Origin of the sequence: Flavobacterium tyrosinilyticum (assembly GCF_023656565.1) — a bacterium.
GTDB lineage: Bacteria > Bacteroidota > Bacteroidia > Flavobacteriales > Flavobacteriaceae > Flavobacterium > Flavobacterium tyrosinilyticum.
In genome coordinates this window covers 937,225-961,635 of record NZ_JAMOKG010000002.1, presented here as the reverse complement: position 1 = coordinate 961,635, position 24,411 = coordinate 937,225, and the positions used below count along the sequence as shown (strand labels likewise).

Annotated in this window: 24 protein-coding genes; 6 read left to right on the top strand and 18 right to left on the bottom strand. The window is 33.2% G+C overall.

The window, feature by feature from the left end:
- Nucleotides 1–6: 6 nt before the first annotated feature.
- From NCC77_RS12015 to NCC77_RS12005, 3 genes are read right to left on the bottom strand one after another with little or no spacing between them, the layout of a single operon-like run.
- A complete protein-coding gene (locus NCC77_RS12015) occupies nt 7–372 on the bottom strand; it encodes a response regulator (RefSeq protein WP_095927599.1) in 366 nt (121 codons plus the stop codon).
- Between the two features lie 18 nt (nt 373–390).
- Nucleotides 391–3,957, bottom strand: coding sequence for a response regulator (locus NCC77_RS12010; protein WP_250835774.1), 3,567 nt, complete (start codon nt 3,955–3,957; stop codon nt 391–393).
- A 16-nt stretch (nt 3,958–3,973) separates the two neighbouring features.
- Complete coding sequence (locus tag NCC77_RS12005; RefSeq protein WP_250835773.1) at nt 3,974–5,188, bottom strand: hybrid sensor histidine kinase/response regulator; 1,215 nt, start codon at nt 5,186–5,188, stop codon at nt 3,974–3,976.
- 392 nt (nt 5,189–5,580) lie between these two features.
- Here NCC77_RS12005 and NCC77_RS12000 point away from each other — a divergent pair, with 392 nt between their 5' ends.
- Both NCC77_RS12000 and NCC77_RS11995 read left to right on the top strand, forming a co-directional pair.
- Nucleotides 5,581–6,426, top strand: a complete 846-nt coding sequence (locus tag NCC77_RS12000) for an SDR family oxidoreductase (protein WP_250835772.1) — start codon at nt 5,581–5,583, stop codon at nt 6,424–6,426.
- 288 nt (nt 6,427–6,714) lie between these two features.
- Entirely contained in the window at nt 6,715–6,975 is a 261-nt protein-coding gene (locus tag NCC77_RS11995; RefSeq protein WP_250835771.1) for a SemiSWEET family sugar transporter, read from the top strand.
- Between the two features lie 66 nt (nt 6,976–7,041).
- Here the strand turns inward: NCC77_RS11995 and NCC77_RS11990 are convergent, their stop codons facing one another.
- Entirely contained in the window at nt 7,042–7,854 is an 813-nt protein-coding gene (locus NCC77_RS11990; protein WP_250835770.1) for a hypothetical protein, read from the bottom strand.
- 379 nt (nt 7,855–8,233) lie between these two features.
- Nucleotides 8,234–8,575: a hypothetical protein gene (locus NCC77_RS11985; protein ID WP_250835769.1), complete on the bottom strand. Its 342-nt coding sequence runs from the start codon at nt 8,573–8,575 to the stop codon at nt 8,234–8,236.
- A gap of 210 nt (nt 8,576–8,785) precedes the next feature.
- On the opposite strand from NCC77_RS11985, the gene NCC77_RS11980 reads away from it, so the two are divergent.
- Nucleotides 8,786–11,608 carry a PAS domain-containing sensor histidine kinase gene (locus tag NCC77_RS11980; RefSeq protein WP_250835768.1) on the top strand — a complete coding sequence of 941 codons (2,823 nt, stop codon included), beginning with the start codon at nt 8,786–8,788 and terminating at the stop codon, nt 11,606–11,608.
- Here the strand turns inward: NCC77_RS11980 and NCC77_RS11975 are convergent.
- A complete protein-coding gene (locus NCC77_RS11975) occupies nt 11,598–12,029 on the bottom strand; it encodes a response regulator (RefSeq protein WP_250835767.1) in 432 nt (143 codons plus the stop codon). The genes NCC77_RS11980 and NCC77_RS11975 overlap by 11 nt on opposite strands.
- 236 nt (nt 12,030–12,265) lie before the next feature.
- Here NCC77_RS11975 and NCC77_RS11970 point away from each other — a divergent pair, with 236 nt between their 5' ends.
- Nucleotides 12,266–12,766 carry a pyridoxamine 5'-phosphate oxidase family protein gene (locus NCC77_RS11970; RefSeq protein WP_250835766.1) on the top strand — a complete coding sequence of 167 codons (501 nt, stop codon included), beginning with the start codon at nt 12,266–12,268 and terminating at the stop codon, nt 12,764–12,766.
- Nucleotides 12,767–13,236: 470 nt separating this feature from the next.
- Here the strand turns inward: NCC77_RS11970 and NCC77_RS11965 are convergent, their stop codons facing one another.
- From NCC77_RS11965 to NCC77_RS11955, 3 genes are all read right to left on the bottom strand, one after another.
- Entirely contained in the window at nt 13,237–13,950 is a 714-nt protein-coding gene (locus tag NCC77_RS11965; protein WP_250835765.1) for a DUF72 domain-containing protein, read from the bottom strand.
- On the bottom strand, nt 13,947–14,678 hold the full coding sequence (locus tag NCC77_RS11960) for a DNA-formamidopyrimidine glycosylase family protein (protein WP_250835764.1): 732 nt from the start codon (nt 14,676–14,678) through the stop codon (nt 13,947–13,949). Before NCC77_RS11960 ends, NCC77_RS11965 begins: the two co-directional genes overlap by 4 nt.
- A 70-nt stretch (nt 14,679–14,748) precedes the next feature.
- Nucleotides 14,749–15,321 carry a YciE/YciF ferroxidase family protein gene (locus NCC77_RS11955; RefSeq protein WP_250835763.1) on the bottom strand — a complete coding sequence of 191 codons (573 nt, stop codon included), beginning with the start codon at nt 15,319–15,321 and terminating at the stop codon, nt 14,749–14,751.
- 186 nt (nt 15,322–15,507) lie between these two features.
- Here NCC77_RS11955 and NCC77_RS11950 point away from each other — a divergent pair, with 186 nt between their 5' ends.
- On the top strand, nt 15,508–16,065 hold the full coding sequence (locus NCC77_RS11950) for a hypothetical protein (protein ID WP_250835762.1): 558 nt from the start codon (nt 15,508–15,510) through the stop codon (nt 16,063–16,065).
- A 65-nt stretch (nt 16,066–16,130) separates the two neighbouring features.
- Here NCC77_RS11950 and NCC77_RS11945 read toward each other — a convergent pair whose 3' ends face one another.
- From NCC77_RS11945 to NCC77_RS11920, 6 genes are all read right to left on the bottom strand, one after another.
- The gene (locus tag NCC77_RS11945) at nt 16,131–16,778 is read right to left on the bottom strand and encodes a DUF5661 family protein (RefSeq protein WP_250835761.1); all 648 of its coding nucleotides are present in this window, start codon (nt 16,776–16,778) and stop codon (nt 16,131–16,133) included.
- 89 nt (nt 16,779–16,867) lie between these two features.
- The gene (locus tag NCC77_RS11940) at nt 16,868–17,032 is read right to left on the bottom strand and encodes a DUF1328 domain-containing protein (protein WP_008463190.1); all 165 of its coding nucleotides are present in this window, start codon (nt 17,030–17,032) and stop codon (nt 16,868–16,870) included.
- An 80-nt stretch (nt 17,033–17,112) separates the two neighbouring features.
- Nucleotides 17,113–18,210: a DNA topoisomerase IB gene (locus NCC77_RS11935; protein ID WP_250835760.1), complete on the bottom strand. Its 1,098-nt coding sequence runs from the start codon at nt 18,208–18,210 to the stop codon at nt 17,113–17,115.
- Between the two features lie 41 nt (nt 18,211–18,251).
- Nucleotides 18,252–18,491, bottom strand: a complete 240-nt coding sequence (locus NCC77_RS11930) for a DUF7218 family protein (protein WP_095927614.1) — start codon at nt 18,489–18,491, stop codon at nt 18,252–18,254.
- A gap of 239 nt (nt 18,492–18,730) precedes the next feature.
- The gene (locus NCC77_RS11925) at nt 18,731–19,339 is read right to left on the bottom strand and encodes a hypothetical protein (RefSeq protein WP_250835759.1); all 609 of its coding nucleotides are present in this window, start codon (nt 19,337–19,339) and stop codon (nt 18,731–18,733) included.
- Between the two features lie 200 nt (nt 19,340–19,539).
- Nucleotides 19,540–20,406 carry an XAC2610-related protein gene (locus NCC77_RS11920; RefSeq protein WP_250835758.1) on the bottom strand — a complete coding sequence of 289 codons (867 nt, stop codon included), beginning with the start codon at nt 20,404–20,406 and terminating at the stop codon, nt 19,540–19,542.
- A gap of 148 nt (nt 20,407–20,554) precedes the next feature.
- Between NCC77_RS11920 and NCC77_RS11915 the strand changes: the two genes are divergently transcribed.
- Nucleotides 20,555–21,142 (top strand): DUF4142 domain-containing protein, encoded by a 588-nt coding sequence (locus NCC77_RS11915; protein ID WP_250835757.1) that lies wholly within the window; start codon nt 20,555–20,557, stop codon nt 21,140–21,142.
- A gap of 212 nt (nt 21,143–21,354) precedes the next feature.
- On the opposite strand, the gene NCC77_RS11910 is transcribed toward NCC77_RS11915, so the two are convergent.
- The 3 genes from NCC77_RS11910 to NCC77_RS11900 all read right to left on the bottom strand — a co-directional run bounded on the left by NCC77_RS11910 (nt 21,355) and on the right by NCC77_RS11900 (nt 24,296).
- Nucleotides 21,355–22,338, bottom strand: a complete 984-nt coding sequence (locus tag NCC77_RS11910; protein WP_250835756.1) for an aldo/keto reductase — start codon at nt 22,336–22,338, stop codon at nt 21,355–21,357.
- Between the two features lie 288 nt (nt 22,339–22,626).
- Entirely contained in the window at nt 22,627–23,679 is a 1,053-nt protein-coding gene (locus NCC77_RS11905; RefSeq protein ID WP_250835755.1) for an NAD(P)-dependent alcohol dehydrogenase, read from the bottom strand.
- Nucleotides 23,680–23,888: 209 nt separating this feature from the next.
- The gene (locus NCC77_RS11900; RefSeq protein WP_095927619.1) at nt 23,889–24,296 is read right to left on the bottom strand and encodes a cupin domain-containing protein; all 408 of its coding nucleotides are present in this window, start codon (nt 24,294–24,296) and stop codon (nt 23,889–23,891) included.
- Between the last annotated feature and the right edge of the window lie 115 nt (nt 24,297–24,411).

Sequence of the window (24,411 nt, the reverse complement as noted above, 5' to 3'; positions counted from 1 at the left end):
ATTCATTTAAATTTCTCCCAAGATGTGAAGTAATTTATCTACATCTACAGGTTTTGAGATGTATGCATCTGCTCCGGCTTGTAAACATTTTTCTTTATCTCCTGCCATAGCTTGCGCTGTGACGGCAACTACAAAAGTATTCTCTTGAGACGGAATGGCTTTAATGAGCGGAATGGCCTCATAACCGTCCATTTCGGGCATCATCATATCCATCAAAACGGCATCTATTGAATTGTCATTTGCTAATATTTTTAGGGCTTCTTCAGCACTTAAACAAGACAGACAGTCAAAAGATTTTGCCTTTAAGGTATTTACTAAAGCAAAAATATTTCTAGAATCGTCATCTACAATCAATACTTTTTTCTTTTCCATGTACAGTATTTTTTAAGATTAGATTTTATCGTATAACCAAACTCGAAGCAGCGATAATAACTGATCGACATCGACCGGTTTTGTAATATAATCTGAAGCTCCCGCCTTAATACATTTTTCTCTATCGCCAGTCATGGCTTTGGCTGTTACGGCGATTACAGCTAAGTTAAGAAATTTAGGATTGCTCCTAATTTTTTCTGCTGTTTCATAACCGTCCATATTAGGCATCATCATATCTAAAAGCACTACATCTGTATCTGGATTTTCATCTAAAATTTTAATAGCCTCTTTTCCATCAAAAGCCGTGATAACAGTCATCTTAAAGGCCTCTAAAGCTTTAGAAAGCGAATAGATGTTTCGCACATCATCATCTACAATTAATACTTTTTTCTCAAATAAAATATTGTTTAACGAATTCAGTTTTTTACTGCTTTCTTTTCCTGTATTTCCTTCTTTCTTATTTTCTACTAAGTGAAGGAAAAGCGAAACCTCATCGAGCATTCTTTGGTACGAATGTGCTGTTTTCACGATAATAGAATCGGCATATTTCTTAATTTTCAGTTCTTCTTTTATCGAAAGACTTTTTCCTGTAAATACAATTACTGGCAGATTTTCTAAACCTGGACTTTTCTTAACTCCTTCTAGAATTTCATAAGCCTGTTTATCCGGAATTCCCATATCGAGAATTACACAGTCTACCTCTTCTTTTCCTAAAGACGATAAACCTTCTGAAACTTCACTTTTAATCTCCGAATTAATATTATAAGTTTCTAAGAAAAACGCCAGTGCTTTTGCATGTTTCGCATTATCTTCAATAATTAAAACCTTTTGCGATTCTTTGTTTATAATATGCTCAATACGTTTAAAAACATCTGGAATTCGGTCAAAAGCAACAGGTTTATCTAAGAAGTCCACAGCTCCTTTTAGCAGACTTTCCTGTTTCAATTTATGCGAAGACATAATGTGTACCGAAATATGTTTGGTATGCGAATGATTTTTTAGTTCTTCCAGAACCTGCCATCCACTTTTTATCGGAAGTTCGATATCCAATAAAATTCCGATTGGTCTATAAATCAGAGCAAAATTTAAAGCATAATCGCCTCTTACTGCTACAACACCTTTATAGCCCTTTTTCTGAGTGAAAGCCAATAACGATTTAGCAAAATTGATGTCGTCTTCTACAATCAAAATCACTTTATCACCTTCTACAATTGAATCTCTGTCATCTTCAATTTCTTGCGGAATAACTTCACTGATGTATTTCGGTCTTTCCTCATCACTTTCAGTTGTTACTTCGATTTCTTCTGCATGTGGAATTTTATTTACCGAAACTTTGTTGATTGCAAATCCTAAAACGGGAAGACACAATGTAAACGTACTTCCTTCATTTACTTTACTATGCAATACAATTTCTCCTCTCAGTAATTTTGCCAACTCACGGCTAATCGACAATCCTAAACCGGTTCCGCCATATTTTCGTTTTGTTGAGCCATCGGCTTGCTGGAAGGCTTCAAAAATTAAAGGCTGTTTTTCTAACGGAATTCCGATTCCGGTATCTTTTACAATAAAACAGATAATTTTATCATCGTCTGTATCTACTTTTATTTCAAGAGAAACGGTTCCTTTTTCTGTAAATTTAATCGCATTAGAAATCAGGTTTTTCAGAATCTGCTCCAAACGCATTTTGTCTGTTTTAATGACAATAGGCGCGTCTTTGGCAATAATTTCAAAATTAATTCCCTTTTCTTTTGCAACCAGATGAAACAAGTTATACAGGTTATCTGTAATCTCTTTGGTCGAAACATCCAAGAATTCCAGATCCATTTTTCCGGCTTCAATCTTAGACAAATCTAGGATTTCATCAATTAAACCTAACAAACTATTTCCTGAACTCTGAATTACTTTTGCAAATTCAATTTCTTCATTGTTCATCGTTTTGTTGTTGTTTTCAGACAATAAACGACTCAGCAATAAAATCGAATTCAACGGTGTTCTCAACTCATGCGACATGTTGGCCAAAAACTCTGACTTGTATCGCGTAGTTAATTCTAAAGCTTCTGATTTCTTTTGGATCTCGGTGTTTTTTTCTTCCAATAAAACACTTCTTTCAGACAACTCTTCGTTCGTCTGCTCCAATTCTTCCTGCTGTACTCGAAGTTCTTCTTCTGAAGCCTGCAATTTTTCGGTCTGCGCTTCTAATTCGGCATTTATAGCTTCCAATTCGCTGTGCTGAATCTGCAATTCTTCTGACTGCGATTTAGTTTCCTCCAAAAGTTCCATCACTCTCTTACGATTTTGGGTCGCTTTAATCGCAATTCCGATATTATTGGCTACCATATTCAAGAATTCAAGCTGCAAAACAGAAAATCCGTAAATGCTAGCCAGTTCCACTGCGCCTTCAATCTTAAAATCCATTAATGGCAAGGCCACAATATGTGTAGGTTTTATTTCTCCCAATGCATAATTGATCTGAATATCGTCTGGAGAAAGGGTTTTAAGTTCCAACATTTTTCCAGAAACTATAGACTGGCCAATTAATCCCTCGCCCTTCTTGATTCTTTCTCTGTTTTTACTCGGTATATAACTGTAACCTCCTGTAACTGTCAACTCCTCTCCATCAATCACATACAAAACTCCAGCGCTACTGTTGGTGTATTGACACAAAAATTCGATAACGTCTTTAGATAATTTCTGGATTGTTTTTTCTCCCAGCATTTTATCATTCAAAGTTGCAACCCCCGATTGAAGCCATTCTTTTTGAGATAATAATTCGAAAGAATCTTTTAATGAATCTTTCATATTATGAATGGATGCGCCCAAAGCTCCTAAAGTATCTGATTTTCTATCATCTATCTGAACATCATAATTTCCTTTAGAAATTTGTGTTGCGATACCGCTTATTACATCAAGTCTTTCAGCTGTTTCTTTATCTTTTCTTTCCAATTCCAACTGCAATAAAGTTCTCTCGTTGTAATCCTTCAGAATTCTGATTAGGAAAACAATAGAAATAAGAAAGGCTATAAAGAAAGCAACAGCAATTAAAGCTAAACTATAATTTCCGTAACGTTCTGAATTTGAATTACGTTCTTCTAAAAGTTTTTGTTCTGTATTTTCAACTTTCCTTACAAGTGCCTTAATCTCGTTCATCATATTTCGACCTTCATTCAAATCGAAAATCAGTGTTTCTTTGCTTAAACGTTTTTTTACAATCTGATTATTCAAGTACTTAAAGAAACCAAAACGTTTGCCACGCAACTCTTCTAGTAATTTTGTCTGCGAGGGATTATCAACTGTAAGTTCATCCAATTTTACAAAGTAGGCATTAGATTTATTTTCAGCATCATTAAATCGATCCACAAACTGTTCATCGCCTGTAAGCAAATAACCTCTCATACTGGTTTGCGCTTCGGTAATAATTGAGGAACCTTCATTCAGATTGTAAATTACATCCTGAGTATGGTTGACCCAAAAGTTGCTGTTTAGTAGACTTTTTATACTGATAAAAGAAGCAACAGAACTAATAGTAAGCACAAACAGTGAAACTAGTGAACTGATTAATAAATTTCTTTTAAAATTACCATTCATATATTCTAAATTATTTTTATTCGTATTTTAAAGGAAGAACAATGATAAAGCTTGCACCTTCTCCCACTTTACTTTTAGCTGTAATTAATCCGTTATGTTTTTCGATTATTTTCTTAGCAATTGCCAGTCCAATTCCTGTTCCTTCGTAAGATTGACGATCGTTTAAGCTTTGAAAGATAATAAAAATACGATCAAGATAAATCTCATCAAAACCAATTCCGTTATCTTTTACTGTAATCCTGCAAAATTTGCCTTCTGGCGAAGTCGGACTTTCGATTGATTTCTCTAAAATAGTTTCCGAAGTAATTTCAATTACCGCTTTTTCTTCATTTCCGGAGAATTTCAAAGCATTTCCAATTAGATTTTGAAAAACCTGACGCATTTGACTCGGAATACTATCTATTGTTGGAAGTTCGTTGGTCTTTATTGTGGCATTTTTGCGCTCAATTAAATAATCAAAATCGCCCAACACTTCCTGCAAAACAACATTCAAATCTGTTTTTTCCGGTTTAACCTGAGCAGAAAGCCTTGAATAAGCCAAAAGATCGGTAATTAAAGTTTGCATTCTTTCTGCCGATTTTATTGTTCGGTCCACATAATCGATCGCTTTGTCGTCTGCCTTTAAGTAAAGGTCTTTTATTATTTTGATAAAGATCTGAATCTTTCTAATGGGCTCATTTAAATCGTGTGATACTACCCAAGAAAACTGTTGCAATTCGTGATTTCGAAGTTCCAGTTCTTCATTTTTCTGAACCAGTTCTTTTGTTCTTTCCGCGATTTTTATTTCAAGATTGTCCTGCGCTTCTTTTCTAATTTTTATTTCTTTAGAAAGAAGATCTTTCATCACTTTAAGTTCATTTTGCTGTTCGTAGATTTTAATGAAGGTTTTTACTTTTAAAATCAGTAAATCACTATCTACAGGTTTGGTAATGTACTCTACAGCACCTGTTTCGTATCCCTTAAAGATGTATTTTTTCTCGGTATTAAGTGCCGAAAGAAAAATAACAGGAATATCTTTTGTGCGTATATTTCCAGAAAGAATTTTTACTACCTCAAAACCATCGAGTCCCGGCATTTGAACATCCATAATAATCAGACAGTAGTCTGTTTTCAGGATTTTCTTTAAAGCTTCTTCTCCGGATTCGGCAGTATCGACATCGATATTATGCAGCTCTAATGTTTTCTTTAAGGCAATAATATTGGCCCTTATATCGTCTACAATTAATACCATGCCATGTTGAAGCTAAATCGGTTGTAAATCAAAACTGTTGAATTTAAAGTGAAATTTAAAAATTTTCTTATTTTTTTAAAGAATCACCGAAGTAACTCTTAAAAATTATGTGGAAATTCTCAAATGTATAAAAAAAATAACGAGCAGGTTTTTTATCTAAATCAAAAATAGTTACAAAATTCCCATATTTGACTATCATATTAAACATATTGTGTGATTCTTAACTTATTAGAAATTTCTTATTATTTTAACTCCAGCTCTATTAGATGTATTTTCATACAATTTTTTCTTTTTTGATTTTATTGAGGCAAACAAAATTCCTTTTAAGGCAAGTAAAATTTCGGTTATCAATTAATTTTAGATAGCATACAAAAGCTTAAAAGAGAGAAATCATGAAGAAGAAACAAACATTTCCAAAGCAAAACCAAAATCTCCCAGGCAATGAACACATGATGAATCCCGAGCCTGAAATTATAAGAGAAAACTATGTTGGAAGCGGTAAATTACTAGGGAAAACGGCTTTCATTACAGGTGGCGACAGCGGAATTGGCCGAAGTGTTGCGGTACATTTTGCAAGGGAAGGTGCCAATATTACAATTGTATATCTAAAAGAAGATAAAGATGCAAAAGAAACCAAAGCATTGATCGAAAAAGAAGGTCAGCAATGTTTATTGATAAGCGGTGATTTGAAAGATGAAAAGTTTTGCCAAAGCGCCATTAAAAAATGCCATAGTACTTTTAAAAGTCTTGATATTTTGGTGAATAATGCCGCCACTCAGTTTCCGCAAACAGAGATAGAAAAAATAACTTCGGCGCAACTTCATAAAACTTTTGAAACTAATATTTATCCTTTTTTTTATATCACAAAAGCAGCGCTTGCTTTCTTAAAAGAGGGCGATAGCATCATAAACACCACCTCTGTTACGGCTTTTCGCGGAAGCGAACATTTAGCAGATTATGCGAGTACAAAAGGCGCAATTGTAAGCTTTACTCGTTCGCTTTCGACTATGCTGGCAAAAAAGAAAATACGCGTAAATGGCGTTGCACCTGGACCAATCTGGACGCCTTTAATTGTAGCGAGTTTTGATAAATTATCAGATTTTGGAAAAGACAATCCGATGGAGCGAGCCGGTCAGCCTTCAGAAGTGGCGCCCGCTTATGTATTTCTGGCCTGTGAAGACAGCAGTTATATTACTGGGCAGTTTATTCATATAAATGGCGGCGAATTGGTAGGTTAAAAAGTTTCTGAGATTCTGAGATGCTAAGATTCTAAGTTTTTTCTTTTTCAAGGCGCTAAGATTGACGCAAAAACTGGTAAAGTTTTGTGATTTTATCAGACAGAGACACGTCTGATTTGTCATTTCGAGGAACGAGAAATCTCACGCGGGATTCAATACAGATTGGAGAATTTACTTTGCGGAGCTTCTAGTGTGATTCCTCGTTCCTCGGAATGACAAACAAAACTTATAATGCATCCAAAACAAAAATCTTTGTGCCTCTGAACCTTTTAACCTAAAAAACAAATCATGAATTATATAGACATCATCGGACTTTTTGCTGGAGGGTGTATTACACTATCTACGATTCCGCAAATTATAAAGGTCTGGAAGACCAAGAAAGTAAAAGAAATTTCGCTAAGGATGTTCAGCATTTTAACCTTTGGGATTGCGGTATGGATTGTTTACGGAATTCTCAAAAAAGACTTTCCAATTATTCTGACCAATAGTATTTCTTTCGTTTTAAATCTGATCATGGTTTATTTCATTATTTACTACGAAAAAGAATAAGTAATAAATGAAAAAAACAGCCCGATAGAAGCTGTTTTTTTGAAAGTGAAGAATATGGTATGCTTACTAGCTAGCTAATTTTTGGTTGTATGATTTTAATTCCAATTGGTATTTGCGAGGTTGTAAGTTTCGCTTTAAAAACTGTACTGGCGCTGTAATTGCGGTTAATTTCATATGAGATAATTTTCTGATCTCACTTAATTGTTTTACTGCAAAGTTCAAAATAGGTTCAAACGGAGTAAAATAATTATAACTATGTTGCGCTATCTCAAGTTCTAAAACTTCGCGAAGAATACCTTTCATTAATATATAACGAATTAACCCTTGACTCGGAATTTTTTTAAGATCCTGAAATTTCTCTCCAATTTTGTGGTTTTCATCTCCTATATAAATGTAATTTCCAGAATTGCTCGTAAATATTTTTTTTACTTGAGAAACAAAATCGCTTTCTTTATTTTCGATTGTGGTTGGCATTCCAATTAAAGAGAATTGAATATGTTGGTGGCTTTGAAAATATAATACACTATTAATAGTAGAAGAATTGCTCATAATACCCGATTGTTGTTTTTTAAGGCAATGAGTAGCTCCGTCTGCACCAAAACTATGCAAAACGTTTCCTTTCTCGCAATACGCAAAAAACACAGGTGAAAACGGGTTAGATTCGATACTTAAACTAATTTCTTGATTAAAAGTTAAATCAAAACTCAAGTATGACATCTCTTTTTCAAAACGAACGCCAGAAATGCTTCCCTTTGCCCATTTTGATTGAATTGTCAAATTGTATTCATTGCCAGTAACTTTTAATTTTCCTCCAAAACTTTCTTTCAGATTATTAAAAACAGCATCAAAGCTTCCAGTATTTATGTAAAGTTTTTTCATTATATGGTTTGGTTTTAGTAAAAGTGGTTAGTTATTTATTTACGTATAAAAACCAACCTTGGTTGCTAACTTTCTATAACCCAAATTTCGTTTATATTGTCAGTCAATTCTTTATACAATTTTGTTCAGATATTTCATAATTATTATTTAAAGTTGCTAAGTTGCTGAGATAAGTTTCTCAAACTCAAAAAACAGTAAAAAACTACCACAAATGAATTCAAACTAAGGAACTAAACTTCTACCTTTCTCACTTTTAAAAAACTTAGGATCTCAGTATCTCAGCATCTTTGCAACTTTCAAAAAAAAAAGCAGCTGCCTCAAATAAATTTGAAACAACTGCTCATCAGCAAAATAAAAATACCAATCTATTTTTATTCTTTTATGTTAATTCGTTTATGTCTGCATTTTTGGAATAATTGGTTTTCGGAATGTCTTTAAAGAATTCGGCTTCTTCCAAATCTGCCGTTGGACCATATCCTAACAAATGAGTTCCTTTGCCTCCATCTTTAGTTTCTATTATGTATAAAATTGACATATCATCGGGATCACTCATACCTTCATAACGATGATGCGCCACAATGAAAATATCTTCTGGTTTATAAGTTACTTTGCTTTCTGAATCTATCAAATGATCGTTTTCGAATAAATAATTTACCGTGTATCCTTCTTCTTGATATCTCTTTATATTATCGGTTTCGTGTTTTGAATCTTCCCTTTTCATTGTTTTTTTATTTTTAACTGTTATTCAAATTTCCGCATAGGAAAGCGATAAAATTAACTCTAACGATTTTAATCTTGCCTCATTTAAAAATCGCTTTTCTGCGAATATTTATTTTCACTAATTTTAATAAAACATAATTCAAAACAAGAATTTACTAACTTTAATACTAATAAAAAGTAGCTTGTTAACGAGACGAAAAATAAGATTTTAATGAATAGCAACAATTATGATTTTCTCGCAAACGGAGGAGAAATGGGCATGCTTACTCGCACCAAAGATTGGAGTAAAACTACACTTGGGCCTGTAGAATCATGGCCTCAAAGTCTTAGGACTACTTTAGGAATTCTTCTAAACTCTAAATTCCCCATGTTTTTATTTTGGGGACAAGATCATATTTGTTTTTACAATGATGCCTATCGTCCAAGTCTAGGAAATGATGGAAAACATCCTTCTATTCTAGGCCAAAAAGGAGCTGATTACTGGCCTGAAATCTGGGATTTTATTAAGCCCTTAATTGATCAAGTACTTCAAAATGGGGAAGCAACATGGCACGAAGACCAATTATTACCGATTTATAGAAATGGAAAATTGGAAGATGTTTACTGGACATTTAGCTACAGTCCTGTAAATGATGAAAACGGAAAAACAAATGGCGTTTTAGTAATTTGTAATGAAACTACCAAACAGATTATTACTCACAAAAAACTCGAAGAAAGCGAAAGACGTTTTAGAAATACAGTTAAACAATTGCCTCTCGGAATTTGTGTTTTAAAAGGAGCCGATCTAATTGTCGAGATGGCCAATACCACTTATCTCCATATTATTGATAGAGAAGAAAGTGCCATATTAAACAAGTCTATTTTTGATTCTGTTCCCGAAACTAGAGAAACTGCCTATCCTATTATAAAAAAGGTTTTCGAAACTGGCGAACCATACTATGCAGATGAATTTGCTGTAACCTTAAATCGTTATAACAAAGAAGAATTAGCTTATTTCAATCTCGTTTTTTATCCTTTAAATGAAGAAAACGAAATTACTGGAGTTATTGTTGTTGCATATGAAGTGACCGAAGAAGTAAAAGGCAGATATCTCCTTGAAGAAAATGAAAAAGCTTTTCGAAATATTGTAATAGATTCTCCAATTGCAATGGCAATCTTTAGGGGAAAAGATTTCGTTATCGAAATGGCCAATAAAGCCATGATGCATAATATTTGGCAAAAGGAAGAAAAAGAATGTATTGGCATTCCATTAGTTGACGTTTTCCCTGAATTGAAAAACCAAAAATATCCTGAATTATTATATGATGTTTTGGTCAATGGAAAAACGATTCGGGAAAATGAAGCTGTGGCTTATGTTGATATTAAAGGAAGTCTCAAAAAATTCTATCTGGATTACGAATATACTACGCTATATGAAAAAAACGGAAAGGCATCTGGTGTAATGTGCACGGTTTATGATGTAACTTCTAAGGTTAAAGCCAGAAAAAAAGTGGAAACTGCCGAAGCAAGAACACGTTTGGCCACTGAAATCGCCGAAATTGCCATGTGGGATTTGAATCTTAAAACTAAGAAACTCATCTACAGCGATACTATTCTAGACATTTTTGGATTTGAAAAAAACTCAAAGATTGTGCATCAGGACATTCGAAGTCGTGTACTACCAGAAGACGAGGATATTGTTTTAGACGCTTTCGTGGAAGCATTAAAAACTGGAATTTACAAATATGAAGCTCGTATTGTAAAACTAGACCAATCGATTGCATGGATTAAAGTTCAGGGTAAAATCTTTTTTGATGAAAATAACGAACCTTACAAAATGTTGGGAACTGTGATGGATTTTACAATCGAAAAAGAAAGTCAGCACGTTTTGATGAAGAGCGAACAAAAATTTAGACTTCTCGCCGATTCTATCCCTCAGTTCATCTGGACGAGTGATACTCTAGGAAATCTGAATTATTTTAATGAAACAGTTTACAACTATTCTGGATTGTCTAAAGAAGAAATTGAGAAAAACGGCTGGCTTCAAATTGTGCATCCCGACGATCGCGAGGAAAATGTAAAACTATGGATGGAATCTGTAAAAACAGGAAATGATTTTCTGTTTATTCACCGTTTTAAGCGCTATGATGGCGAATACCGATGGCAACTCAGTCGTGCAATAGCGCAATTGGATGAATCTGGAAAGATTCAAATGTGGGTTGGAACAAGCACTGATATAGAAGAACAAAAAAACTTTACCAATAAACTAGAAGATCAAATTATAGAGCGTACCACACAATTGGAACTCAAAAACAGGGATTTGATTAATATGAATATAGAATTGCAGTCGTTTGCTTATATCTCAAGTCATGATTTGCAGGAACCGCTGCGAAAAATTCAAACTTTTGCAAGTCGATTGGCAACTTTAGACGAGCAGAATATTTCGGCAAATGCCAGATCTTATTTAGCGAGAATTGAGTTTTCGGCAAAGAAAATGCAAAATCTAATTCAGGATTTATTAACCTATTCCCGCACCAATTCTGCCGATCGTATTTTTACAACAGTCAAAATAGACGAAATTGCAGAAGAAGTAATAAGCGATTTTTCTGATCGAATTGAAGAAAAAAATGCTGTTGTAGAATATCACGATTTAGGAGAAGCACATCTTATTCAGTTTCAGTTTAGACAATTGCTGCATAATTTGGTAGAAAATGCCTTAAAATTCTCTATTCCTGGTGTTCCTCCAAAAGTGAAAATTTCTGCTACGCAAATTGATGGAAAATCGCTTCCTAATGCTGAATTTAAAGACAAAAATTACCTTCATCTCCAAGTAGAAGATAACGGAATTGGATTTGAACCTATTTATAAAGAAAAAATCTTTGAAGTTTTTCAGCGCTTAAATACCGACAGTGAATACAAAGGAACTGGAATTGGTCTTGCAATCGTAAAAAAAATCGTCGAAAACCATAAAGGTTTCATCACGGTTTCTAGCGAAAAAGGTAAAGGTTCTACTTTTAATATTTATATTCCCGATTTGTCTGAAATCAATATTTAAACACAAAATTGGATTGATTGGGAATAAATTTTTCCCAATCTATTTGCATTGCATGCTCAATAGATTTTATAATGTCATTCATTAAAACTGGCTTTGTAATAAAGCAGTTAGCGCCAAGTTTACGGCATTTTTCTATAATTCCAGGTTCGCTTGAAGTAGAATAAATTACAACAGGAATATCTTTTTTATAATCTGAATTTCGAAGTTCTTCTAGAACATCAAAGCCATTTTTTCCAGGCATGTTTAAATCTAAAAAAACTACATAAGGTGTAGTAGGCGGATCGTAAATTGCGTTTAAAAAATTCTGCCCGCCACAATAGGTCTGAAGTTTAATGTTCTGAGGTATAGATTCTACGGCATCAGCAAAAATACACAAATCATCTTCATCGTCATCGGTATAGAATATCGTAAAATCGGTCATTATCTTTTGGCTTCGAATTATAATGTCTCAAATATAATGTAATTTTATGTAACAACCAGATTTTAAACTAATTTCCTACAAAAACAGCAAATTGAAATCTCATAATTTATAAGTTTAATTATATAATCTGTAAACGGACAAAAAGAGCCAACTTTACTTTTAGCTATTTCAATGACAAACAATACTTTATTTGTCAAGCAATTAACTTAAAATATAACTTAAAAAATATTAATATTATGGGCGATCATAAAGACCTTACAGATGAATTTGCAGTAGATAAAATAAAAGATCTTGCTGAGCATATTAAAACATGTATGTTTTGTACATACAATGAATATAGATTACAGTCCCGACCGATGTCTGTTCAGAAAATCGATGATTTGGGACAGCTTTGGTTTTTATCTGACCGAAACAGCAGTCAGAATGCAGAAATCACATTAAATCCGTTGGTTGAAATATTCTTTTCTGAACCGCACGACAAGTTTTTAACGCTTCACGGAACCGCAAGTATTTCATACGATAGAGAAACTATCGAAAAATTATGGAATCCTATAGTAAAAATCTGGATGCCTGGCGGTGTAGACGATCCGAATCTAAGTGTTATAAAAGTAGTCCCTGAAGATGGTTATTATTGGAATAACAAAAATGGAAAAATGGTTGCCATTGCTAAAATGACAGCAGCTCTAATAACTGGAAAAACAATGGATGACGGAATTGAAGGAAGCTTGAAATTGTAGTCTTTTTATTTAAAGTTTTTTAACTGCAAAGAGCGCAAAGTATACGCTAAGTTCGCTAAGATTTTTTCTTTTGCGTGCCTTGTGTATACTTTGCGCTCTTTGCGGTTATTTTTTTTGCCACAGATCAAAGGATTAAAAAGATTTAAAAAAATCTATTTAAATCTGTAATCGGGAGCGGGAAACAAAAATTATTCAGCACGCAACACTACAAAGCTTTGCGAACTCTTTAACGTTTGTATTAAGTCTTCAAAATAAAAAAACTTTGCGCGCTTTGCGTTAAAAAAATGCGTTTAGATAGAATCTTTGCAGTTAATTTTTTGCAACAGGTTAATAGAATTAAAAACATTAAAAAAGATCTGCGTAAAGCAAATTAAACTCAGAGCTTTGCGAACTCTTTCACGTATGCATTAAGCCTTCAAAATAAAAAAAACTTAGCGTACTTTGCGTTGAAAAAAAACAGAAACAAACTTCTAAGAATTCATTCTTTTCAATTCCAGAGCATTCAGAATACCTGCTTCGCTTGCTGTATTATTAAAGTAGATAAATCCTTTTTTGGAATTAATTTCATGATTAATTTTAGTTAATTCTTCTGTAGAATAACTCGAATAAAATAATTTTGGAACTCCATGAAATCGCATATAAAAGAGCGGGAAATCTTTAAAAATAGTTTTAGGAAGATCTGGATGACTTACACTGCAAAATGTAATGTTATTTTCTTTGAAAACATTCCAAACCTCATCATTCCACCAGCTTTCGTGACGAAATTCGACCACATTTTTAAAATTATAATCCAGACTATTGATTATGGATTCTAATTTTCCTCGACTAAAAACGTAACTCGGCGGGAATTGAAACAAAACTGTTGCAAGTTTTTCCTTCATTCCAACTTTGCAGATTTCATAAAAGTCATTAAGTAGACTTTCGCATTCGTTCAGTTTTTTGATATGCGTAATTTCTTTTGGCACTTTAACCGAAAACTTAAAAGATTCAGGCGTTTTATTATACCAATTTTGAAAAACACGAACGGTTGGAAATTTATAAAAGCTTCCGTTAAACTCATAAGTGTCAAAATGATGGCAATAAAACTCAAACCATTGCTTTGAAGGCAGGTTTTGAGGATAAAAAATATTTTTCCAAAAACTGTTGTAAAAACTTGAACATCCTATTATTACTTGATTTTTCATTTGTATAGTTGTTGACAATTGGTGCAGAAAAAGCTTCTGCGTTTTCGTTCTCCCGTCTGTTTTTTTTCAAACGGCAGATTACATCGTAAGCAAATACTTTTGGTATAGGCTTCCCAATGTTGTTTCAGTTCAAACTTCTTTTTCCAGTATAGAAATTCAAAGCTATAAATAGAGCATTCTGCAATGAGCTGGCTTATAACGTGAGCCGGAATCTTCTCTACAATCGACTCTGGATGAACATAGCAGCGATACAAAACCTCATTTTTTATGATATTGCCCACTCCAGAAAAAATATCCTGATCTAATAGTACATCGCAGATCATTTTGCTTTCCATCTTATCCACACTGGTTTTTGCCTTTTTCGGATTCCAATTTTCATTCATTACATCCACACTCCAATCATAATGAGAATTGATATCGCCCTCTAAAATTTTAACTGAGCAGGTGTAGAAATTAATTTCGCCGCTTTCAAAAACTAAACTCAGTCTGGGCTTTGAAACTTTGCTTTCGTTAATTCGATAGGTTCCGAACATCAACAGGTGAATTTTTACTGTAAAAGAATCAAAACAGATTAAAAAATGCTTTCCCCAGGTTTTAAAGGCAAGAATCTTTTTATCCTTCAGTCTATTAATATCAATATGGGCATTTCCAGATACAGAAATTATTTTCTGTCCAGTAAATTGCTGCACTTCTTCTTTTAAGATTACTATAGACGGTCCTTCGGGCATATACTGTATTTTTTATTCAACTAAAAAAGTGCAGTTTTAGAACTGCACTTTTGTTTCATTTCTTCATCTGCTATTCAATTTCGGCAGCTTCAAGATTGACTGCATTTACAGCGACTTCTGTAAGCACTTTATCAGCTCCTTTTTCTTCATCGAGTGTTTGTTCCAATAAAGTTGCTGCTTCTGGCAAACCAAGCGTTTCTGCAAATTGTCTTAAAGTACCGTAAGTGGCAATTTCGTAATGTTCAATTTTCTGACTTGCCGCAATAATTCCTGCGTCACGCACTACTCCAAGCTCTGTTTCTTCCAGCATTCCCTTGGCTTCTTCAATTAAACCTTCCATGGCATCGCATTTTTTTGCCGTTGCTTTTTTGCCAATAATTTTAAATACCTCTTCCAAACGGACAATTTGTTCTTCGGTTTCGGTTAAATGATTATCAATTGCATCTTTCAATTCAACAGAAGAAGCATTTTTAACCATTACAGGTAAGGCTTTTATCAGTGCTTTTTCTGCCCAATAAATATCTTTTAGCCCGTCTTCAAATAATTCTGTTAATCCTGAAGCAGCGTTAGACTTCGGCTTCGTAACTCCTCTAGGTGTAGTTTCTTTTGCAGTAGCTGCATTTTTACTATCTGTAGTTTTCATGGTAATAGTTTTTATGATTAATATGATGGTAAAATTACTGCCTGTGCTATGAGACTGGTTATATGATTACAAATTAAAATTCTATTCTAAACATCTGTTAATTATAGAATTACGTTTAATAATTTTATAATATATTCCGCCAACTTCATGCTAGCTTTGTATATATAATCATAAAAAACAGCGATCATGAATACTATAGATAAAAACAACAGCACGAATAAGGATTTCAAAAATCATTTCTCAAATGATAGAAATCATTTCTCAAATGATAGAAACTTGGCAGAAGATTTAGATGATGCTAAAAAACCCGACAATGATAATCGTGAGATTGCAGAGCGAGGTTATACGGTAAGAAACGGTTACAATCCGAACAGGCCAAATCCAGATCAAGAAGATTTTGTAAGTGATGATGATTTGGACGATCTAAATGACGATTTTCATACTGACAGAGATCTCGAAGATAATAATGATGATGTTTATGAAGTTGAATTGGAGGATGATAATTATGTCGAAGAAAATGACGAATTTGATAATCCTTCCGATTTAAAAGAAGATGAATACGACTTTAACGAAACAGAAGATGTTTTGGAAGACATTGATGATGAAGATGAAGACGATGATGATGAAGACGAGTATATCGAAGAGGATATTGATGAAGAAGATGATACTGATTATATCGAAGACGATGTTCAGGAAGATAAGGATGATGAAAGGTATCCCGAAAATGATCCACGAAGATTGTAATAGTTAAAAGAAAAACCGTCTCGTTAAATAACGAGACGGTTTTTTTGAGTTTAAAATTTAACTACTTAATCTCCAATAATTTCCAATACTGGAATATCATCCATTCGGGCTAAACGATCGGCTAATCCGGCTCTGGCTTCATTAAGCTCTTGTTCAGCTTTCCCTAATTCTATATACCATTTTTCTTTACCAACTGGCGATGATTCTATTTTTCTGATAATTTCATAAATCTCACCCTCTGCTTCCATTACTTTTAGTCTTTTATAGTAAGTTAGACTTTCAGTCATGTGTGCAAGCGCAATCATAGCGGTTAAAAACGGATGGTTATTGGTCACATTTACGTCTTTTACCCTACCGTGTTCCAACTCTACTTTTAATGCAAAAGCAAATTCTTCCATATTAAAAGCTTCATGCTTGCTTTTTGGATCTAGATACGCTTTTATTGCATGAACATTATTCATTGTAGAAAGATCAACATCAGTGTGATTTTTATCATTTAAATCTTTAAAAACCACATTTGCAATAGCTCGTGCTTCTGCAGTTGTAGGATCATTTTCAGGATTTTCAAAATCACGTACCGACCAATCCCAATCTTTAGGATGAACAGGTTTTATATACTTTTCACAAAAATCTGTCACATCATTTTTTAGGCTTACCATTTCATCTTCTCTTTTGATATAAACATCCTGGTAAGCACCGCTTTTTGTTCCCATGATTTGGCTTTTTTAATGAAACCACAAACGACACATTTACTAAATGAAATGTGTCGTTTTTGATTTGTTTGTATTTACTGATACTTCTTCTATACTCTTGTTGATCTTCCGCTTATTAAAGAAATAACAAAAAGAACTAAAAATATAAAGAATAAAATTTTTGCTATACTAGCAGCTCCAGCGGCAATTCCACCGAAACCAAATATTCCCGCCACTATGGCTAGAATAATAAAAGTGACTGTCCAACGTAACATAATAATAGTTTTTTAGTTAATAATGATTTTGTTTGTACTTCAAACTTTTGAAACTTTTGGGAGAGATGTTTCAACTCTTTTTATTGGCAAGATGCTTCTAGATTGATCTCATAATTTTGAATCAATTCCGAGAATGCGCTTTCTGTTTTTGTAAAATATTTTTTCGTGCTTCTACTTTTTTTAACCTTATCAAAATACTCCTGAATAGAGCCATCTTCATAAGTGGAAATCAAAAGCGGATGAACGTAATAATCTTTGCATACTTTTCTAGTGTTTCCGAGCGCTTCGGCAGTCAGATCAAAAGCAGTTATAATATTCTGTTTGATCTCTTTTTCGTCTGAAGTCACTCCAATTTCCATCAGGCTCTCGAAGAAAATAATAGAGGCAGCCCAAGTTCTAAAATCTTTCGCACTGAAATATTCCCCCGATATATTATGCAGATATTCATTGACCATATGACTGTCCAGTACTTTTTTCTCGCCATTTTTATCGTAATATTTAAAAACTTCCCAGCCTGGAATTTCTTCGCAACGGCTCACCAGTTTGATCAGTTGTTTGTTTCGCGTCGTAATAGTATGCTGTTTCCCTTTTTTGCCAACAAATTCAAATCGGAGCGAATTTTTATTGATATTAATATGACGTTTTCTAAGAGTCGAAAGTCCGTACGATTTGTTGTCTTTGGCATATTTCTCATTTCCGATTCGAATGTGCGTTTCTTCCATTAATCGAATGACCAAAGCAGTTACTTTTTCTTTAGACCATTCCTTCTGTTCCAGATCAAGATCAACTTGCTTTCTAATCGCTGGGAGTTTAGATCCAAACTCAGCAATTTTATAAAACTTGGTCTGATTTCGAATCAAATTCCATTTTGGATGATAACGGTATTGTTTTCTATTTTTAAGATCAGTTCCTACGGCTTGTAAATGTCCATTTGTAATATCGGTGATACGAACATTCTCCCAAGCTGGCGGAAGTACCAGACTATTAATGCGTTTAATTTCATGTTTGCTTTTTACATTCTTTCCGTTCTTTTTATAAACGAAATTTTCTCCTTCGCGACAGCGTACAATGGTCAATTGATAATCATTGATGTATTCCAAATCTAATTTTTCAATTACTAAATGTGGTGCTTTTATCAACTGATTCATTAAGATTTCTTTTTTGGCTGTGGCGTTCATGATATTGCTATTTTTATCGCATTAATGTTTTGTTTCAAATTTTAGTTATTTCTTAAAGACTCAATCAAGGCTTTTTTATTCATATAAGATCTTCCTTTTATGCCAACTTTACTGGCTTGTTTCAGAAGTTCCTCTTTTGTCCATTCGTCATAAGGTTTTGCTTTTCCACCTTTCTTCCCCGCATCTGGAGTATTGGCAATACGAGCAGATTTTTCTTTGCTGTATCCTTTTTTTACCAATGCTTCATATTGCTCTTCATTCTTAATTCTTGGATTTGGCATGACTTTAATTTTTAATATTATTTCTAAAAATCTGATAAGTCAAAGTTCTTCAAAAAGTTAAGCGAATCTGTTATAGAATTTTTGCTGGAAATTTCATTTTTGTAGGATGGGAATTGTGAAAGTGGAAATGTAAATTTTCTTTTTTTTTTATGAAATGTGAAATGTGGAATGTGAAATGAAAAAAAAAATCCCAACTCTTTTGGAGTTGGGATTTTGATTATTTTAAAAATTTAAGGATATTAATCTTCTTTTTTATAAGATATTTTTATTGACTGATCTTCTTTTGCTCCATCCCAATAGACATATTTTTGCACATTTTTTATACCTGCCAAATCTTTTTCAAAGTTATTTTGATAGCTAACAGCCACCTCACCTTTTTCAGCATATTCATTAAATAATATATTCCCAATATATAAAATCTCACCTTTATTTACTTTAAAGGGAATCGAAAAACCTCCCAATCCACTATTTTTTTGAAGTATTGCAAAACCACTATTAGAAAAAAGTCGAATTCCAGTTATTTCATTTTCTCCTTCTGGTCTTTCAATTGCAAAAAGATAAGTAAGTCCATTATCTAACTCTCCCTTGTGTCTCATTTTAAAAATTTGAGCTGGACTAATATGAACTTCTTTAAAATTTTTTCTTGCAGTTTTTTCATCTGCAGCTTTATAACTAATCTGAATAAAATACTCATTAAAATGTGCTTTTTCTTTTGGAAATGTAATTGATCCGAAGATTAGTCCTTTATCTGTTTTATTTGGAATAAAAGTTAATTGCTGAGCCGTTAGTTTTGAAAATGTTACAACACATAAAAAAGTAAATATTGACAAGAATAAATTTCGAATCATAAAATAGTTGATTTTAAAGTTTTTGATATTATTTTTTTTTAGGTTCAAATATATAATTTTTAATAAATCAATCTCCTTCTTATAATTATTTAAAATTATGATTTTTTAAGTAAACCTTAATCCTACAACAATCTCTAAAAATCCTGTAAGCCCCCATTATATGTTCTTAATAACTTCATTTTTATAATATTATAAAATAATTAATCACATTTAATCTTTTTGTAATCCTGTGTTTTATCGTCATATTCCATACAGGTCTTTTTAATCAAAACCATTTTATTATTGACCACTTTATATTCAGTTCTTTCTACGCTTCTTCCAGCGCAACACTGATTATGCTCGTAAATTCTTTTTGTTTTGTTGTCAAATTCTAAAGAAGTTCCGCTAAAACCGCTTTCAAAATATTTTCCTGTTTTTGGATTATAAAGAAAATATATTCTTGAAGTATTTGGACCTGCATAACTAGATTCGAAAACAGAAAACTCTTCAAATCCATCAAAATTATAATCGCCTACATTTATATTATGCAATCCCCAAAGTTGGCATTCTATATCAACCTTCTGAATTAATTTATCGGTCTTTTTTTCAATAATTTTTATTCCAGAAACCGTAGATGAACCTTTTTCTTTCAAAATAATCAATTTAAAATATTTGTCTTTTAAAGAAACGGGTTGTAGAATTTCTCTTTCTGTCCATTCTTCTCCATTATTATAATTAAGGTCAAACTCTTTTATCAGACTGATTTTAAGTTCTTTTCCGGAATTTAAATCTTTCCAAATTCCATTTAATTGATCACTTTCAGAACTATAATTTTCAAAACTCAATTTCGCGGTTTCTTTATCATTTTTATCTTTTTCTGTAAATACTAAAGTTTTGCCATTTAATTTAGCATTTAAGACAATTGGAGTGACATAATTGGAATAAGCATAAATTGCCGTTCCTTGTCCATCAGAATAGATATCGGTTACAAACTCGATTGGGTATTTATCAATAAAACCTTTATAACTGATTTGAGCTGATACAAAAGCTGTAGCTAAAAGAAATAGAATTGTAATTTTTTGTTTCATGAATAATCTTTTTACTTCTTAATATACAAACATACATTTTCTAATTATATAAAAGCATCCAAATCCTATAACAATCTCTCAAAATCCTGTAAGACATTCCTGTATGTTCTTAATAATTTTACATCATAACATTTAAATTATTAAAATCATGAAAAAGTTATTATTAGCCGGAAAAGCCATTTTAGGAGCAGGACTTATTATATTATTCCTTCAATCTTGCAAAAACGAAACTAAACAAGAAGATCCAAAAGAAGTTGCAGAAGATGCAAATGAAGCGAAATTTGATTCTATTGACAGCAAAGAAGATGATTCTGAATTTTTAGTAGATCAAGCTGAAATTAATTTAGCTGAAATCGAAATAGGTAAACTGGCACAAACAAAAAGTACAAACCCTGAAGTGAAAAAATTTGGTAAAATGCTTGTTGATGAGCACACTAAATCGGCTTCTGAAGTGAGTGCTTTAGCAAAGGCGAAAAACTTTACTCTACCAACTTCTCTAACTGAAGAAGGTCAAGAGGAATACAATAAGCTAAACGAAAAAACGGGAGTTGATTTCGATAAAAAATTCGCAGACATGATGATTGATGGTCACGAAAAAGCGATTAAAAAACTTCAAGATGCAACAAAAGATGCCGTTGACCAAGATGTAAAAACTTGGGCTTCTAACAATATTGCAGGTTTAACAGCGCATTTAGAGCACGCTAAATTGCTAAAACAAAACCTAGACAAAAAGTAAAAATGAATTAAGACGCTAAGATTCTAAGGTCCTGAGATTCTAAGTATAAATATCTAAGAACCTCAAATCTTTGCTAAAAAAACCCCTCAAGAGTTGAATTGCTTGAGGGGTTTGTTTTTTTTTAGATGCTAAGATGCTAAGTTTCTGAGATACTAAGTTTTCTGTTAGTTGCTTAGTAACTTAGCATCTTAGAATCTTAGAATCTCAGAAACTTACTTTCCAGCTATCTTCTGCAGATGTTCTGGGTATCTTGATCCTTCAATTGTTATTTTTGAAGCTGCATATTCGATTTCTGCTAGATCTTGGGCTGAGAGCACTAAATCTGTTGCTTCAAGGTTTTCTTCCAAACGATGCAGTTTGGTTGTTCCTGGAATTGGTGCTATCCAAGGTCTTTGAGCCAAAATCCATGCAAGCGCTACTTGTGCGTTTGTTGCTCCTTTATCAGAAGCAATTTTAGATAATAAATCTACCAAAGCTTGATTCACTTTTCGGGCTTCTGGTGTGAAACGCGGAAGTGTATTTCTAAAATCTGTACTATCAAATTGCGTGTTTTCATCAATTTTAGCCGTTAGAAAACCTCTTCCTAGCGGACTAAATGGCACGAAACCAATTCCTAATTCTTCTAATAGCGGTAAAATTTCTTCTTCTGGAGTTCTCCACCAAAGAGAATACTCACTTTGAAGTGCTGTTACAGGCTGAACCGCATGTGCACGTCGAATACTTTCTACGCCTGCTTCTGAAAGTCCAAAATGTTTTACTTTTCCTTCCTGAATTAAATCCTTTAGAGTTCCTGCAACGTCTTCCATAGGAACATTTTGATCAACACGATGTTGGTAATACAAATCGATTACATCTGTGTTTAATCTTTTTAAGGAACCTTCAATGCTTTTTCTAATCCATTCTGGACGGCTGTCTAATCCTTTTTTAGAATCGCCTTCCAAAAAGCCGAATTTTGTCGCAATTACAACTTTATCGCGAAAAGGCGATAATGCCTCTCCCAATAACTCTTCGTTCAAAAATGGCCCGTAACATTCTGCCGTATCAAAAAAGGTAATTCCTTTTTCGTAAGCAGAGCGTAATAAACTTATCATTTCTTTTTTATCATGGGCTGGCCCGTAGCCAAAACTCATTCCCATGCAGCCCAGTCCCAACGCTGAGACTTCTAAGCCGCTATTTCCTAGTTTACGTGTTTGCATGTTTTTTTTTAAAGTTTCTAAGATACTGAGACGCTAAGGTTCTAAGTTTTTTTCTCTTTAATCCTTTTAATCTCTACTCCTTGTTTTTTTACATAATTTCTAAATTAACCAAGATTCTAAGCACTAAAGAGAAAACTTAGTATCTTAGAACCTTAACAACTTAGTATCTTATATAATTTTCTTTACTTTGAGCTAAATCAACATCCTATTTTATCACTTTCTAAATTAGCCAAGATCTAAGCACTAAAGAGAAAACTTAGTATCTTAGAACCTTAGCAACTTAGCATCTTATTTAAGCGACTCCATATCAATTACAAAACGGTATTTAACATCTCCTTTTAGTAATCTTTCGTAGGCATCATTAACATCATTCACACCGATTACTTCTACGTCTGATGTGATATTATGTTCGGCACAGAAGTCTAGCATTTCCTGAGTTTCAGCGATTCCTCCTATTAGAGATCCTGAGAAACTTCTTCTTCCTAAAATAAGACTGAAAGAAGTTACAGGAAGCGGATCCATTGGCGCTCCAACTAAAGTTAATGTTCCGTCTACTTTCAATAAATTTAAATACGAATCAATACTGTGTTCTGCAGAAACGCAATCTAAAATGAAGTTTAAACTTCTAGCGTGTGCTGCCATCTGCGCTTCATCTGTAGACAATACAACCTCATCTGCTCCAAGACGTTTTGCGTCTTCTGTTTTAGATAAAGATGTAGTAAAAACCACTACATGAGCACCCATAGCTTTTGCTATTTTTATTCCCATATGGCCAAGACCGCCAATACCTACAATTCCAACTTTTTGACCAGGACCAACTTTCCAATGTTTTAATGGTGAATAAGTTGTAATTCCTGCACACAATAATGGTGCAACAGCAGAAAGTTCTAGTTTATCTGAAATATGCAGTACAAAGCTCTCATCAACTACAATACTTTGAGAGTAACCTCCATAAGTTTGTCCTCCTAAATGTTTGTCAGGCGAATTAAATGTTTGAATATTTCCTTCATCACAAAATTGCTCTAAATCATTTTTACAGTGTTCGCATTCTCTGCAAGAATCAACCAAACATCCCACTCCTGCCAAATCGCCAACTTTAAAACCTTTTACGTGATCTCCAACTTTTGTTACACGACCTACAATTTCATGTCCAGGAACAATCGGATAAATTGTACCATGCCATTCATTTCTAGCTGAGTGTAAATCTGAATGACAGATTCCGCAATACAAAATTTCGATTTCTACGTCGTGTGCCTGTACTGCTCTTCTTTGAATATCTAGGGTCTTTAACGGTGCTTCGGCAGCTTCGGTACCAAAGGCTTTAATGTTTTTTGTTTCCATAATTTATTTGTTGTTTTTTTGTTTCAAGTTTCAAGTTTTAAAACTGTTGAAAAAAGGCATAGAGAATCTACCAAATCATATTGATTTACAAATAGTTATATAAATTTCGATTATTTTTACCTAATCAAAAAATATAATCTGTTATAAATCAGTAAAATCTGCGTAAAAACTTAGAATCTCAGAATCTTAGAATCTTAGCATCTTAGAATCTAGCATCTTTCAAAAGAATAATATTCTTCATCGGTAACGCTTTCCAGCCAAGTTCCATGACCTTTATCTATTTCTGTTACAATGGTAATATGAGAATATTTTGTCGTTGGTGTTGCTCCGTACCAATGCTCAATTCCAGGTAAAACCGTGATTACTTTTCCTTTTTCAATAAGATTAATTTGTCCGCCTCTTTCTTGGTAATAGCCAACTCCATCTGTTACAATGATCAACTGCAGACTAGCGTTACTGTGCCAATTACTTCTTGCTCCGGGTTCAAAAGAAATATCTTTGATAACAGTATTTTCAGGATGAATTTCGCTTGTCTGCTTTTTATATGACACTTCGCCTGTCATATAAGTATTTGGAATTTTACCTTCTTCGGTTACGGCAGTGAAATGTGTCGACATAATTTCGTTGTTTTTAGGTTAATAATTAATTTTTAAATTCTTATAAGCTTATTTGAATGAAATAATCAGTACATCGAATCTCTTGATAGAAGGAGATTTTGATTTTAATTAATAC

What these genes read in the sequence shown, in the direction of transcription:
- NCC77_RS12015 (WP_095927599.1), bottom strand. Translation starts at nt 372, where the DNA reads ATGGAAAAGAAAAAAGTATTGATTGTAGATGACGATTCTAGAAATATT.
- NCC77_RS12010 (WP_250835774.1), bottom strand. Translation starts at nt 3,957, where the DNA reads ATGAATGGTAATTTTAAAAGAAATTTATTAATCAGTTCACTAGTTTCA.
- NCC77_RS12005 (WP_250835773.1), bottom strand. Translation starts at nt 5,188, where the DNA reads ATGGTATTAATTGTAGACGATATAAGGGCCAATATTATTGCCTTAAAG.
- NCC77_RS12000 (WP_250835772.1), top strand. Translation starts at nt 5,581, where the DNA reads ATGAAGAAGAAACAAACATTTCCAAAGCAAAACCAAAATCTCCCAGGC.
- NCC77_RS11995 (WP_250835771.1), top strand. Translation starts at nt 6,715, where the DNA reads ATGAATTATATAGACATCATCGGACTTTTTGCTGGAGGGTGTATTACA.
- NCC77_RS11990 (WP_250835770.1), bottom strand. Translation starts at nt 7,854, where the DNA reads ATGAAAAAACTTTACATAAATACTGGAAGCTTTGATGCTGTTTTTAAT.
- NCC77_RS11985 (WP_250835769.1), bottom strand. Translation starts at nt 8,575, where the DNA reads ATGAAAAGGGAAGATTCAAAACACGAAACCGATAATATAAAGAGATAT.
- NCC77_RS11980 (WP_250835768.1), top strand. Translation starts at nt 8,786, where the DNA reads ATGAATAGCAACAATTATGATTTTCTCGCAAACGGAGGAGAAATGGGC.
- NCC77_RS11975 (WP_250835767.1), bottom strand. Translation starts at nt 12,029, where the DNA reads ATGACCGATTTTACGATATTCTATACCGATGACGATGAAGATGATTTG.
- NCC77_RS11970 (WP_250835766.1), top strand. Translation starts at nt 12,266, where the DNA reads ATGGGCGATCATAAAGACCTTACAGATGAATTTGCAGTAGATAAAATA.
- NCC77_RS11965 (WP_250835765.1), bottom strand. Translation starts at nt 13,950, where the DNA reads ATGAAAAATCAAGTAATAATAGGATGTTCAAGTTTTTACAACAGTTTT.
- NCC77_RS11960 (WP_250835764.1), bottom strand. Translation starts at nt 14,678, where the DNA reads ATGCCCGAAGGACCGTCTATAGTAATCTTAAAAGAAGAAGTGCAGCAA.
- NCC77_RS11955 (WP_250835763.1), bottom strand. Translation starts at nt 15,321, where the DNA reads ATGAAAACTACAGATAGTAAAAATGCAGCTACTGCAAAAGAAACTACA.
- NCC77_RS11950 (WP_250835762.1), top strand. Translation starts at nt 15,508, where the DNA reads ATGAATACTATAGATAAAAACAACAGCACGAATAAGGATTTCAAAAAT.
- NCC77_RS11945 (WP_250835761.1), bottom strand. Translation starts at nt 16,778, where the DNA reads ATGGGAACAAAAAGCGGTGCTTACCAGGATGTTTATATCAAAAGAGAA.
- NCC77_RS11940 (WP_008463190.1), bottom strand. Translation starts at nt 17,032, where the DNA reads ATGTTACGTTGGACAGTCACTTTTATTATTCTAGCCATAGTGGCGGGA.
- NCC77_RS11935 (WP_250835760.1), bottom strand. Translation starts at nt 18,210, where the DNA reads ATGAACGCCACAGCCAAAAAAGAAATCTTAATGAATCAGTTGATAAAA.
- NCC77_RS11930 (WP_095927614.1), bottom strand. Translation starts at nt 18,491, where the DNA reads ATGCCAAATCCAAGAATTAAGAATGAAGAGCAATATGAAGCATTGGTA.
- NCC77_RS11925 (WP_250835759.1), bottom strand. Translation starts at nt 19,339, where the DNA reads ATGATTCGAAATTTATTCTTGTCAATATTTACTTTTTTATGTGTTGTA.
- NCC77_RS11920 (WP_250835758.1), bottom strand. Translation starts at nt 20,406, where the DNA reads ATGAAACAAAAAATTACAATTCTATTTCTTTTAGCTACAGCTTTTGTA.
- NCC77_RS11915 (WP_250835757.1), top strand. Translation starts at nt 20,555, where the DNA reads ATGAAAAAGTTATTATTAGCCGGAAAAGCCATTTTAGGAGCAGGACTT.
- NCC77_RS11910 (WP_250835756.1), bottom strand. Translation starts at nt 22,338, where the DNA reads ATGCAAACACGTAAACTAGGAAATAGCGGCTTAGAAGTCTCAGCGTTG.
- NCC77_RS11905 (WP_250835755.1), bottom strand. Translation starts at nt 23,679, where the DNA reads ATGGAAACAAAAAACATTAAAGCCTTTGGTACCGAAGCTGCCGAAGCA.
- NCC77_RS11900 (WP_095927619.1), bottom strand. Translation starts at nt 24,296, where the DNA reads ATGTCGACACATTTCACTGCCGTAACCGAAGAAGGTAAAATTCCAAAT.